Annotated in this window: 10 protein-coding genes and 3 pseudogenes; 5 read left to right on the top strand and 8 right to left on the bottom strand. The window is 57.4% G+C overall.

Annotation, left to right across the window (positions count from 1 at the left end; translation table 11 throughout):
* A pseudogene (locus M3A49_RS39090) lies at window positions 1–257 on the top strand (IS5/IS1182 family transposase); the annotation flags it as partial.
* Between the two features lie 37 nt (window positions 258–294).
* A pseudogene (locus M3A49_RS39085) lies at window positions 295–432 on the top strand (IS110 family transposase); the annotation flags it as partial.
* 341 nt (window positions 433–773) lie between these two features.
* Here M3A49_RS39085 and M3A49_RS39080 read toward each other — a convergent pair.
* From M3A49_RS39080 to M3A49_RS39045, 8 genes and pseudogenes are all read right to left on the bottom strand, one after another.
* Window positions 774–1,340, bottom strand: coding sequence for a nitrogen fixation protein NifQ (locus M3A49_RS39080; protein WP_266233583.1), 567 nt, complete (start codon window positions 1,338–1,340; stop codon window positions 774–776).
* 16 nt (window positions 1,341–1,356) lie between these two features.
* A complete protein-coding gene (gene fdxB, locus M3A49_RS39075) occupies window positions 1,357–1,659 on the bottom strand; it encodes a ferredoxin III, nif-specific (protein WP_266233580.1) in 303 nt (100 codons plus the stop codon).
* A gap of 15 nt (window positions 1,660–1,674) precedes the next feature.
* Entirely contained in the window at window positions 1,675–1,875 is a 201-nt protein-coding gene (locus tag M3A49_RS39070; RefSeq protein ID WP_266233582.1) for a CCE_0567 family metalloprotein, read from the bottom strand.
* Window positions 1,876–1,950: 75 nt separating this feature from the next.
* A pseudogene (nifX, locus tag M3A49_RS39065) lies at window positions 1,951–2,364 on the bottom strand (nitrogen fixation protein NifX); the annotation flags it as partial.
* A 55-nt stretch (window positions 2,365–2,419) separates the two neighbouring features.
* Window positions 2,420–3,775 carry a nitrogenase iron-molybdenum cofactor biosynthesis protein NifN gene (gene nifN, locus M3A49_RS39060; RefSeq protein ID WP_266233579.1) on the bottom strand — a complete coding sequence of 452 codons (1,356 nt, stop codon included), beginning with the start codon at window positions 3,773–3,775 and terminating at the stop codon, window positions 2,420–2,422.
* 22 nt (window positions 3,776–3,797) lie between these two features.
* The gene (gene nifE / locus M3A49_RS39055; protein ID WP_266233578.1) at window positions 3,798–5,291 is read right to left on the bottom strand and encodes a nitrogenase iron-molybdenum cofactor biosynthesis protein NifE; all 1,494 of its coding nucleotides are present in this window, start codon (window positions 5,289–5,291) and stop codon (window positions 3,798–3,800) included.
* 229 nt (window positions 5,292–5,520) lie between these two features.
* Window positions 5,521–7,167 (bottom strand): nif-specific transcriptional activator NifA, encoded by a 1,647-nt coding sequence (gene nifA / locus M3A49_RS39050; protein ID WP_266233577.1) that lies wholly within the window; start codon window positions 7,165–7,167, stop codon window positions 5,521–5,523.
* A gap of 440 nt (window positions 7,168–7,607) precedes the next feature.
* Window positions 7,608–8,540, bottom strand: coding sequence for a LysR family transcriptional regulator (locus M3A49_RS39045; protein WP_266233576.1), 933 nt, complete (start codon window positions 8,538–8,540; stop codon window positions 7,608–7,610).
* Between the two features lie 456 nt (window positions 8,541–8,996).
* On the opposite strand from M3A49_RS39045, the gene M3A49_RS39040 reads away from it, so the two are divergent.
* The 3 genes from M3A49_RS39040 to M3A49_RS39030 are packed head-to-tail and all read left to right on the top strand — an operon-like array spanning window position 8,997 to window position 12,258.
* On the top strand, window positions 8,997–9,710 hold the full coding sequence (locus M3A49_RS39040) for a hypothetical protein (protein ID WP_266233575.1): 714 nt from the start codon (window positions 8,997–8,999) through the stop codon (window positions 9,708–9,710).
* Window positions 9,707–10,930, top strand: a complete 1,224-nt coding sequence (locus M3A49_RS39035; RefSeq protein WP_266233574.1) for an ATP-grasp domain-containing protein — start codon at window positions 9,707–9,709, stop codon at window positions 10,928–10,930. The genes M3A49_RS39040 and M3A49_RS39035 overlap by 4 nt, the downstream gene beginning before the upstream one ends.
* 14 nt (window positions 10,931–10,944) lie before the next feature.
* Window positions 10,945–12,258 carry an ATP-grasp domain-containing protein gene (locus M3A49_RS39030; RefSeq protein WP_266233573.1) on the top strand — a complete coding sequence of 438 codons (1,314 nt, stop codon included), beginning with the start codon at window positions 10,945–10,947 and terminating at the stop codon, window positions 12,256–12,258.
* Window positions 12,259–12,260 lie beyond the last annotated feature (2 nt).

Genomic DNA, 12,260 nt, shown 5'->3' with positions numbered 1-12,260 from the left:
TGCGGCGGGGCATCACACGCGGGCTACGCGCGATGATCAGACGGCGCAGCGCAATCGAGCCAGCCATCGGTCACATGAAGACAGACGGAAAACTCGATCGCAACTGGCTGAAGGGCGCGCTCGGCGATGCGATGCACGCGGTGCTGTGCGGCGCTGGCCATAATCTGCGGATGATCCTCAGGAAGCTGCGCTTTCTTTGTGTCTTCATTCTCGCTGCATTGTTCAACCGCAGCATTGCTGCCGACGCGATGGTGTGACGCCGGCCGCACGAGAAGCGAATTGTTCAGGGGCGACTACTACGCACGCAAGGTCCAGCAGGGCAAGCGGCACAATCAGGCGCTCATCGCACTGGCACGGCGCCGCTGCGACGTCCTGTTCGCCATGCTGCGAGACGGCACCTTTTACGAACCCAAGTCAGCCCCAACCGCTTGACGAACCACATAGGGCCCCCCCCCCGCCGGGCCACCAGTAAACGGTAAAACTCTCTAAAGGGCTCTCCGCGTTTAGCCACGCGCATTCCTTTTCCGAGGCAGCAGAAGCCAGCGCCGCCGCCCCCACCAGCGCAGCGACCATCAGAGCACCACAGAGCACCCTCTTTAACTTCTTCATAACCGTTCCCCGCCGACTAACGTTAATATTCCTAATCGTTTTTGATTCATATCACTCGCCGTACTGTGCACCACATCACATACATTACGTGACTCATCCTGCAACCGTCAGAAGAAGGCATCAAATATATCTATATTAATCCGAGTCGCCACTGATCCTCAAAATCACTCCGGCCCAAAGCAACTAGAATATTCCGCACACTCCCCACAGCTTGAGGCCCGGCACACGTTCAACGCCTCGCTCCTGCAAAGTTCCTTGTAGAGAAACTTCTTCCACTTCATGCCGTGAACGTTCTTTTCAGCAAGCGCCGGAAACCAGTACTCGAGAAGCGCCGACAATTCGCCGCGCGAAGAAAGGCGTAGTTCCTGCCACAAATGTTTTTTGCCTGCGCAAGCGCAGGCCAGTGCGTGAGAAATGCAATGGATCTCGGTCGTTGTGCCTGCCACCGGATTGGCGTGTGTCTTTAACAACGTTACAAGATCGATGTCGTCATAAGACGGTCCTGGTTGTGAATCTGCAACCGGCGCACCGAAGTAAAGGCCCAGTGAACTCTCTGCATCGGGGAACCAGCGAGCAAGCAGCCAGTGTGTCTCCTCGGCATCCAGTCCGGGGATAGGCAATCTTTCCGTACCGCCTTCGTCGACCGCGGCTGCGAGCACACCGGCGACCGCAAGCACCGTCAAGTCGTCCGGGTTTCTCGCATAGCGCATTAACGCCGCGTGGCAATCCATAGGAATCCTCGCTTGCTCACACTTGAGCCGCAGCATGTGTGTAGCATCCTTTCGGGCATATCTTCGCACATGCCGTGCAGCCAACGCAGAGACCTCGATACGCAATTGTCATGACCTTCTTTTCATGCTCGTCCTCGTCTTCATCATCCAGTGGAACATGATCGCCCGCTTCATCGATGCCTAACAGTTGAAGTACGCCGCGAGAACACACCCGGAAACATCGCCCGCAACCGATGCATTTTTGTTCATCGAGTGAATCTACAAAGCGAGGTATCCAGACCTCTCCGCTTGGGAGTATCACACTAAAAAGATGGCTCATTTGGAGATCCGGAGTTTAATCGGAAGCCGAAACTGCGGTCTGACGTGCCTGCATCAGCGCGGCATGCGCGTCGTGACAGCGTTGCGCGACTACCATTATCTGCTCCCAACTCGTTGGAAGTTCTTCTGACAGATCGTGCAGATCCATCTTCGCCTGCGTGGCCAACGAGTTGAGTTTTTTCAGGCGCGTCTTAAGTTCCCGCAAATCGTTACTCATCATGCCCTCCTTATCGGACGACGCACTACAGGCGTCACTGGCAACATGAACCGCCATACTCGAAGATCGGTTTTGGCCAGATGGCAACTCATCGTCCCCTGCAAAATCGTACGATCTGCCACGTTCCCTGGTGAGCTTCTTGCGCAACCACGGAGGCGGCGTGCCTTTCAGAACCCTGCTCAGCTTGATTAGAATTTCTTCGATCGGCAACGGCTGCGGCACTTTCACTGGATGGACATTAAGTGCTACTACACGCGCAGCCGCAGTACCGCCTATGGCCGCGACATACAAGATCGCGCAGTCGCGGATCACTTCGAGCTTCGGCGCAAGTTTCTCATCATCGCCGTCCTGCACCAGCTTGTCGCCGAAATCAAAAATCTGTAAAAGTGTATGCTCCTCCGTCGTCACGTCGTAGACCGCAATGCTTTTCGCCCAGCCAAAATGAGCGTCGACGTGCACTTTGTCCTGTGTCGCAAATGCGATCTTCATGCGCTGGTCTCCTCATAAAGTTCAAGTTACGGCATGTAACACCCTTCTCTTAAACCTAACCCGGAACCGAAACATCAAGACCGCCCAATGATTGCGGCAGTTTCCAGTCGCCCGGATGAGATTGCGAGATCCTCTCGACCATGAGATTGGCAATCTCGAAAATAAGATTCATTGTGCCGCGATAACCTATCTGGCAACGATGGGCGTTGCCGACGCGGTCAAACACCGGCAAGCCCGCGCGCATCAGCGGCTTTCCGAGTCGACCGGCCATCTGCCTGCCGTGCGAATGCGTGATCAGCAGGTCGCAATTATTCGCGCCTCGTTCCATGTCCTCCAGGTCCCCCAATATGACTTGGCTTGCCGGCAACAGCGCATGCGATGCCGAAGCAGTGGTACTGATGCAAACAGATAGTTCCGCACCCATTTCACGGAGCAGCGAACCGATCGAAAGCAGCAAGTCCGGCTCCGCACCGATCGCCACTTTGAGACCGCCAGTATAAAAATGGCTGTCGAGCATCGCATCCAGTAGCTGGCTGCGCTGCCGGCGATACCGGGCCGGGACTGCACGCCCCGAAAGTTGTGCAAGGCGATGCAAGAACCGGTCGTTCGGCTCCAGCCCCGTTAGCCGCTCGAGGATCTCGAACGGCACGCCGGCAATTGCTTCGAGCGTCTTGGCGGCGTCGCGCGTTTGCTCACCCACGCCAATTGTGAACGACGAAGCCCCCGCGGCACGGATCTGATCAATCGTCGTTCCGCCCAGCGTCGTGCCACGCCACGCAGAATCAAGGTGGCCGTCGAGGGATCCGGAAACATCTGGAAGCACAATCGGCTCCAGTCCGAATGCGCAAATAATCTCGCGAAGCTCGTCGATGTCGCCAGGCGATAGATGACTGCCCGGCACCAGATTGATCTGCTGAGGTACCGTCGGCAACGGCTTCACCAGTGTCTCGACGATCGCGGTCACAGCGCGCCTGTAGCCGTCCTCAAAGGCACCAATATAGTCCGGTGTCGATACGAGGATGAGTTCAGTATCGTCCAGTTCGCGCTTGCGTTTTCGCACCATCGCAAGGTGCCCCTCCACATCTTCGCCGTTCGTCTCAGTCAGGCCCGTCGTGCAGAGCAAAATGATCTTAGGCGCCGCGCGCTTGCGAATGTTCAGCAGCGCTGTCTCTACGTTCTCGTATCCGCCGAGAATCGTGGTGACCTCGCTCATCGCCGTTGTTTGCAGCGGAATGGCTTCTTTGAAATGGCGCACCAGTAGTACGAGCGCGAAGGACGTACAGCCCTGCGAGCCGTGCATCACCGGCATGCATGCATCAAGACCCATGGCTGCATACGTCGCGCCGAGCGGTTGACTCATTCTTAGGGGATTAACGGTACAGGCTTTTCCAGACTCGACGACTATCGCCATGATATGTGCCCCACTCTGAAACTCAACTCGATACCGCCGCGCGGAAGTTCCAATCGTAGGCCTCACCGTCTGCGCCCCGCGGAATCGCGTTGATGTGCGCGGAAGACTTAAGAATCCCCCCGCGATGCACTAGCCCTTCGTCGTCCCACGGCGCAGGAATACGCACCTGCTGCCAGACTGGGTTCTGGATTGCACGGTCGATCTCCTGCACCAATTTAACAACGCCCTCGTAGCCAGCGTATGGATGGGGCCGCTCCTGATTCACGTCGAGCCACGGCACGCGCGCCTTAAGTGCGACAAACTGCGAGCGCCCGCCAGACAGCATGATGTCGGCCTTCGCATCCCGGAGCATGTTGTACATCTCGCGCGCCGTCAAATTGTCGACCATGCGCGTGTCATCGCCCATGATCTCCTTGATTCTTTCCTTATCCCCCTCCGTGCTTTTCTTCACACTCGTGCCGACGATCTCGAGCCCGGCCTCCTGCAGCGCCGCGACCACCGACCATGACTTCACGCCGCCCGTGATGAGCAGCACACGTTTGCCATCGAGCCGTTGCCTGTACGGAGCAACGCGCCCCCATACGCGCGCCTCTTCTGCCTTGACAAGGTGCTCGGTGCGCACGATAAGATCGTCCGGCGCACCCCGCTCCACCAGTAGCCTCGCGACCCCGCGCAGCGCGTCGCTCATGTCGCCAATTCCATAGAATGAACCCTCGAGGTATGGAATACCGTAGCGCTTCTGCATTTTTGTCGCAACGTTGAGCATGGACTTGGAGCACACCACCATGTTGACCTTCGCGCAGTGTGCGCTCGCGATCTCGCTGTAGCGGCCGTCTCCCGAGATGCAGGACAGAATCCGGATGCCGAGCGCCTCGAACAACGGCTTTATCTGCCACAACTCGCCCGAGAGGTTATATTCACCGATAAGATTGATATCGAATGGTGTCTTGTACGCCGGCTCGCGCGTGCCGATGACGTAGTCGAGGATCGTCTCCCCTGCGAGCTTGTTGCCGAAGTTTTTGGATCCTGCGAAACCGGGCGCATTCACCGGTATGATGGGCTTACCGAACTTTTCCGACGCGTGCTTGCATACGGCGTCTATGTCATCGCCGATCAATGCGGTCACGCACGTCTGATAGACGAACACGGCGGGTGGATCGTACTTTTCGAAAATTTCACGCAGACTCCTGAAGAGCCGCCTCTCGCCACCGTAAATTACATCGAGTTCGTTAATATCGGTTGTGAACGCGGTGCGGTAAAGAGTCGGCCCAGACGATGCCGAATGGCGGTTGTCCCAAGAGTTTCCTTCACATGCAATAGGCCCGTGCACCAAGTGTGCAACGTCGACCACGGGCTGCAATGCGATCCGCGCGCCGTCGAATGCGCATCCGCCAGCGGCCGCCCCCGGCGAAACCTGCTTCGAACAGCCTTGCTTGCGCTCCTTTTCGCTCTTCGCCAGGTTCTTTGCGCAACCCGGTTCGTTGATGATCTCGACAGCGCTCGTCTTTAGCCACATCGTAGAGTCCCGACGATAGAAGTCCACGACTACAAGCAAATTGCGTACCACCATCGCAGCCCAAGTTAGCGGTCATAGCGGCGCTATGCCGAAGCCAGATTTGTCGTTCTTGTTACCTGCGTTGAAGAAGTCCAACCAATCACTACAGTGATCCGACAGGCAAGAGCCTGCCTGCCGGTGGTCTTCTCGCCCAGTCTCTCCAAGTGCATGCGCGCAACCGCCGCGGCCGTCAGAAGCGGCGCAGCTTGATCCCGTGTTTACGCAGTGCGTAGCCGATCTGCCGCGGCGTGATATGTAGGAGTCGTGCGGCCTTCGCTTGTACCCATCCACAGCGCTCCATTGCCCACACAAGCTGTTCCCGCTCGCTCCCCGGCATGTCGCTACCGCTTCGCGTCTCGAAGCTACCCTCATTCCAATCACCGGCACTTACGCTCGACAGGGCATTCGGTACTTCACTGTTTGTAGCGTCCAATGTGCGGGCAGGACGCACAGCGTCTTCTCGTTCGATGTAATGCAGTTCTTTGGTGAGGCACCGGCCTCTCTCACACAGAAAGGAAAATCGATCTATCGTGTCGTGATCCGCCATGGTCGCGGTACGCTCAACGCAATTTTCCAGCTCGCGCACATTGCCAGGCCAGTAGCAGCTGGACAGAACCCGAAACGCTTGTTCATTGAAATGCAAAGATCGACGATTGTCGCGGTTAAAGCGATCCAGAAAGTGCTGCGCCATTGCCGGAATTTCCTCACGGCGTTCGCGCAGCGGCGGCAAAAGGATACTCACGACGTTGATGCGGTAGTAGAGATCCGCACGAAATTCCCCCGCCTTCACCATTTGTTCGAGGTTGCGGTTCGTGGCGACGATCAGCCTAACGTCGACTCTTACCAGGGTGGTGCCACCCACCCGTTCGAACTCTCGCTCCTGCAAAACCCGCAACAATTTGGCTTGGAACGAAGGCGAAATGTCGCCGATCTCGTCGAGGAAAAGTGTCCCGCCGTGTGCCAGTTCAAAACGCCCTTTGCGTTGATATTGCGCACCGGTAAACGCTCCCTTCTCATGGCCGAACAATTCGCTTTCTAGCAGTGTTTCAGTGAGCGCCGCACAGTTCACTGAGATGAACGGCTGGTCCTTGCGGGGCGATAACCCATAAATCGCGCGCGCGATCAGCTCCTTTCCAGTTCCGCTCTCGCCGCGCAAAAGCACCGTCGTCCGCGTAAGCGCTACTTGATGAACCTGCGAAAAGACGCGTTGCATAGGGGCAGATTCTCCGAGCACATTGTCGATACGATACGAAGTCTGGTCAGCATTGACCGCTCGTCTCATCTCCTGTCGCGCGGTTTGGTGCATCTGCCCCGACGCACCATCAAGCAGAAGTGCCTGGCCCATCGACGCCGCGACGACCTTCATGAGTTGGAGGTCGCTAGCAAAGGCGCGCTGTCCATCCGTATTCTCGCAGAACGCAACAAGTACGCCGAGCGGACGCCCTTCATACCTGATCGGCGCCCCGAGCAGTGCCACATGCTCACCTTCCAATCCGTCAAACATCTCGATGCTGTCCACGAAGAGTGGTTCATCACGCAGTCTCGCCACCACCACGGCCGAGTCGTTGGTGTGTATTCGCCCCAATACCCCGTCATTGGGCAGGAAACGCAGACGTTCACGCCAGCCCGCTGACAACCCCGTGCCACACAGGCCGCCCAGATGGCCGTCTGGCTCAGCGACCGCAATAAACGCGGAGCGCCATCCGCACGCATATGAGAGGTAACGCAAAGATCTCTCCAACGTCCTTTCGGTATCTCGTGACGAGGTCAACGTCTTTACTACTTCGTAGACCACATCAAAATTGAGATGACTCTCATTGACATCGAGATGCGACATAAATCTGAACTCCGGAAATTGCACGTTAGCGCCGCGGGACCCGGGTCCCAACACAATGAATGGCGGCGCTACATTTGCGCAAGCCACGGTGAATTCTTGCCGCAACGGGCACGAAATCCGACAAAAGCAGACAGAGACGACACAATCGCAGTCGCGGCGTCAGAAATGCGACAAAGAACACGAGGTATCTTTGTGCGCAGATGGGATACTACCGAAAAAAAACGTAGGTTTTGCGACAAATTTAGATCTGTGCGGCAGTCTATATTCAAATGTATGAGCCGCGCACTTGATTTGTGAGGAAATAGCAGGATTGCACGTGGATTAGAGAATACGCGTCACTTTCGCGTTAATGCTGGATTCAAAAAACAGGACGTTATCGTCTGCACCTCCATTTGGCGCGCCGAAGTTCGGCCCTTCGACGCGTTTGTCTCAGAGGCTCATCAGTTTGAAGCACGCAGTGGCAAGCCTGCTGACGCTCCGTCGTGTGCACTGTCTCCAAGAGTACTCAGTTGCAGCGAACGGAAGAGAAAACGCTGAAGTGCGTTGGCCGCAGACGAGCGGTCTTCTAAGCGCCCAGGACTAAAGAGACCGAATTCCGCCACCGGCGGCAGCGGCAACCCTACTGCATGGTGATCGATCGCACGCATCGTATCGCGGCGCACCTGCCAGTCCAGAAGCAGCGCAACGCCGAGCCCAGCCTCAACGGCTGACTGAACCGCAGAGAGGCTCGTGCTTTTGCAGGCCACGCGCCAAGCGATACCTGCTTCAAGCAACGTGGCAAAATAGCTCTCCTGCCACCGGCATGCACCGCCGAATGCAACAATCGGCAGCGGACCGTCTCCGAGATTATCGTTGTGCGTGCGCGCAACCGCCCAGCGAAGGGGATGTCGCCAGGTGACGAGCGGTTCCGCGGGGATCAGAGCTGGATCACCAATCGCGAAATCGAGTGTGTTGCTCATGAGCCGCTGCGATAAGGCCGGACTCGCATCAACGACGATCTCCAGGGCTACATCAGGAAACAATGTCGAAAATTGCCGCAGTGCATGGCGGAGGTGACTCATTGCGATGTCCTCGGGAATTCCGATTTTCACGGTACCCGCAACTTCACCCGAAGTAAGGGCGGAACGAGCCGCAAGGCCAATTTCGAGCAGCTTGTGTGCATACGGCAACAGAACGTTGCCCGCAGAGGTCGGCTTCACGCCGCGCGGGGAACGTTCAAGGAGGCGCTGGCCGACTGCGTCTTCGAGCCGCCGAAGGGCCATGCTGACGGCAGCCTGTGTACGATGTAGCTCCATGGCAGCATTGCTCACACTGCCGGCTTCCACTACCGTCACGAACGTACGCAGTAGCGTGCTGTCGAGATCGCGAATCATCAATTTCCCTCATTCAAACATAAACATTATCAGCTTATACCACGCATACCGCTGCGGTTAGTATCCTTCCGTCGCTCACGTAGAGAGCACGGGTGAGCAAAAAACGAATGAGAATGATGCCTAGATACGTGTTGCAAAAAGTATTCGCTGTGTTTAAGGAGACGATTGGGCCAGTTGTCGGTTGACAGAAATCATTTCGATGCGATGGCGTTTGCCAAAGCAGACCGCTCTGCAAAGAGCGACCCAATTTGGGGCCACCCGAGAGCGGTGGGCCTTCAACGCCTTCTCGTCGCACAACGACCGGTGCGCAGCTTCGAGGCCAGGCGTGGCGACTTTCGCAATCCGAGGGAGCCACCATTGCTTCGTGCGACGAGAATTCGTGTCTCCGGTTCATGCGCCGCCGACCCGCAACCCAGCGCGCCGCGTTCGCTCCTTCTCATCTTATCTGGAGATCACATGAATACACCCAACGATCGGATTCGCTTCGAGGCGCTTGCCAAGCACACCATGGACCAAATACTCGCGATTTCGCCGGAAACCGTTGCGTTCCACCGCGGCGACTGGATCGACAGTGAGTACTATCGCCGCCATCTCGTCGAAACCGTGTTACGCATCCGGCTCAACAACGAAGTAGGCGCGTTCGCGCTTTACAAAATCGGCCGCGAGGATAACTCGCTCGCGCAGATGCTCGCGCAGCACCTCGCACAAGAATATGGGCAAGAATGCCATCTTCTGCAAGACCTCGAGAGGTTCGGCCTGACCGCAGCAAGCGTGGACAGCATTAGACCATTCAATAGTACAGACAAGCTAATCGGATATCTCTACTTCAGCATCGTCCGCGATGGCCCCCTCCCTACGATGCTCTGGAGCTGGTTGCAGGCATGGTATTCGGGCCGCTACAACAAGGTCATCGCGGAATCAGCCGCGCGCGCATTCGGGCACGACTACGTAAAAGGTACGCTCAGCCACATTGAGTACGCCGAATCGCGCAGCCTGGAAGACTCCACATGGATCGCTCTGAAGCTCGCGATCGGCGGCTGGGGCGGAATGGGGAAAGCAGAGATCTATTTGAACAACTTTGTCGGAATGATTCACGAGTATTTCGAAGAGTTGCGTGTCGCGACCCTACCCCGGCCGGAACCCGGCACAGAACAGGCAGCATTCAAATGACCGCCATCATCGTGGTTGAGCCGCGTTCGTCCGGGACCGCGCTTGTCGCCTCAGCTGTGCGCCTTGGCGTGGCCACCCACGTGTTTTCGGCCAACTGCGATGAGCCCCCCCCGTCACGCAAACTGCAGGCCGCTACGGTGCCGTACACGATGGTAGACACTGCCTCGCCGAACGCCGTGGCGGTCGCCGCATGCGCCATCGGCGTCGATGCGATCGTACCCGGTTGCGAATACGCAACAGGCGTAGCAGCTGAATCAGCGGCGCTCCTCGGTCTTCCACATTTGCAGCCGGAAGCGGCAGCACTCACGCGCGATAAATACTGCAGCCGCATACATCTCGCCGCCGCCGCACTGGCGGTTCCTGTGTTCGCCCTCATCGCACATCATCGCGACGTCATGACAGCCGCTTTGCACGTAGGTTTTCCAGCCGTCCTCAAGCCTGTCCGCGGCGGAGGCATGCATGTGACGTACGTCAATTCTCTTTCCCAGTTGCAACTTGCGGTCGAGTGCGCAATGCATCACGGCGTTGTCGATATCGACCATAAGACCGGCAACGTGTTGCTCCTTGAACAGTATCTGGAAGGCCCAGAGTACTGCATCGAAGGCTACGTCAGCAGCCAGCACGGGCCCCGCGTCGTCGCAGTAACCGAAAATCTCTTGGGCGCAGAGCAGAATTTCACAAAATTGGGCCACTTTGTCGAAGCCTCTTTGACCGCGGACCAAGGAGCCGCGCTCGTCAATTACGTCGAGCACGCCGCGGCGCAGATTGGACTGACCCTCGGTGTTTTCCACGCCAAAGTGCGCATAACACGCGACGGTCCGGTGCTGATCAAGATCGCGGCCTGCCTCGGAGGTGATCACATCTCTCGGCTGATCGAACTCAGCAGGTCAATCTCTCTGCCGGAAATAGCGATACGCAGCCACCTCGGCGATCCCGAGCCAGCCCCCGACGCCGATGCAAAACCTGCAGTGTGTGTTAGCGGCGTACGGTTCTTCGCACCTGTAGGCGACGCGGCCGCCGTCGAACGCGTTCGCGCCATACCAGGTTTCCAGGAGGTGGAGGTCCATTCTCATATCGGCGGCACAGTGCCACTGCGAGCGGCGATGAGCGGCCGTGTCGGCCATGTGCTGTTCATCGCGCCAGATCGCCCGACCCTTGATTTGCGCCTTGCCGAAGCGCTGAGAACGCTCGGATCCCGCCGGGCCTGTAAAGATATCTGAACGGTTTGCCCTTCATGACAACCAACAACCCCGCCCCGCGTAGCCGCATAGTCGTGCTTAACCGCTGGTCTGACGGCTTTGCAGCTTACCATCGCTACATCGATCATGCGGCGAATAACGTCGCTTATATCTGCACGCCGAACGGCGCGGCTGCGCTCGACACCTCTCAAACCGCGCACGTCGAAGAGCTATCCGACATCCTCGATGAAGACGCGCTGCATAAGGCGATGACCTCCTGTCAAGCGGCGCTCGGCGGCATCGACAGGCTGATCGCATTGTCCGAATTCGACCTTCTGAAGGCCGCGCGACTGCGCAATTCGTTCAATATTCCTGGCGATCTTCACGATACCGTCGTCCGCTTTCGTGACAAGGCCGTTATGAAGCATACCGTTGCTGCCGCGGGCCTGCGCGTGCCACGCGTTGCAGCGTTGGAAGATGTGGCCTTTGCGAAAGCAAATTCGTCCCCTGTAATGCGCTTTCCGATCATTGTAAAGCCACGTACCGCAGCCGCAAGCCTAGACGTACGGCTCATCGACACCCGTACGCGCTTGGATATGTTGTGGCCGACACTACCGCTGGTTGAGTATGAGTGCGAGGAGTACATCGAAGGGCCCGTTTATCACGTTGACGGTTTCGTGCGAGACAACACATGGGTAATTGCGCGCGTGTCCCGCTACATCAACACCCGTCTTCAGTTTGCACAAGGAAAACCCCTAGGCTCGGTGATGCTCGACCCGGGGCCACTCAATGATGCTGTGCTTGAATTTGCGGCGGCATGCCTGAAAGCGCTCGCCTTGAGTAATGGACCGTTTCATCTCGAGATAATCGGAGCTTGCGACGGATTCTATTTTCTGGAAGTCGGTGCCCGTGTCGGCAGCGGGGAAATTCCCTTTCTTTTCCATGAATTGTACGGCGTCGACCTCTTCGACCTCTGGGTCACCCACCAATCAGGTGACGAGGCGCGGTTCGCCGCACGGGCGCAGGCGGCGTCAGTCGCGTCAACCTCCCCCACACGCGGTGGATTCTTGATGCTGCCAGAGCCCGTCGGCAAGATATTCGTCGACGCACAATTGCCGAACGCTATCCCGGGGCTTTACGAAGCTATCTTCCCGGTGAGACGTCACTTATTCAACGGTTCCCGCCGCTCTAGCAACATCCTCGCACGCTTCCGCTATCGCGGCGCATCGGAGGAAGAAATCGACAGGGCAATTCGCGCGACGTTGCGCGATTTCCGATACACGCTGGCCGAAAGCGTGGGCTCGCCGAATAGCAGTACAGATGACATCACGCTAAGAGACGGTTTCAAAAGAGTTCATAGGGGCTGTTAACT

The organism is Paraburkholderia sp. CNPSo 3076 (assembly GCF_026343935.1).
In the GTDB taxonomy this organism is placed as follows: Bacteria; Pseudomonadota; Gammaproteobacteria; order Burkholderiales; family Burkholderiaceae; genus Paraburkholderia; species Paraburkholderia nodosa.
This window is presented reverse-complemented; position numbering and strand designations above follow the sequence as displayed.

Bases quoted from the DNA above. Each gene is read 5' to 3' on its own strand.
- M3A49_RS39080 (WP_266233583.1), bottom strand. From the start codon at position 1,340: ATGGATTGCCACGCGGCGTTAATGCGCTATGCGAGAAACCCGGACGAC.
- fdxB (WP_266233580.1), bottom strand. From the start codon at position 1,659: ATGAGCCATCTTTTTAGTGTGATACTCCCAAGCGGAGAGGTCTGGATA.
- M3A49_RS39070 (WP_266233582.1), bottom strand. From the start codon at position 1,875: ATGAGTAACGATTTGCGGGAACTTAAGACGCGCCTGAAAAAACTCAAC.
- nifN (WP_266233579.1), bottom strand. From the start codon at position 3,775: ATGGCGATAGTCGTCGAGTCTGGAAAAGCCTGTACCGTTAATCCCCTA.
- nifE (WP_266233578.1), bottom strand. From the start codon at position 5,291: ATGTGGCTAAAGACGAGCGCTGTCGAGATCATCAACGAACCGGGTTGC.
- nifA (WP_266233577.1), bottom strand. From the start codon at position 7,167: ATGTCGCATCTCGATGTCAATGAGAGTCATCTCAATTTTGATGTGGTC.
- M3A49_RS39045 (WP_266233576.1), bottom strand. From the start codon at position 8,540: ATGATTCGCGATCTCGACAGCACGCTACTGCGTACGTTCGTGACGGTA.
- M3A49_RS39040 (WP_266233575.1), top strand. From the start codon at position 8,997: ATGAATACACCCAACGATCGGATTCGCTTCGAGGCGCTTGCCAAGCAC.
- M3A49_RS39035 (WP_266233574.1), top strand. From the start codon at position 9,707: ATGACCGCCATCATCGTGGTTGAGCCGCGTTCGTCCGGGACCGCGCTT.
- M3A49_RS39030 (WP_266233573.1), top strand. From the start codon at position 10,945: ATGACAACCAACAACCCCGCCCCGCGTAGCCGCATAGTCGTGCTTAAC.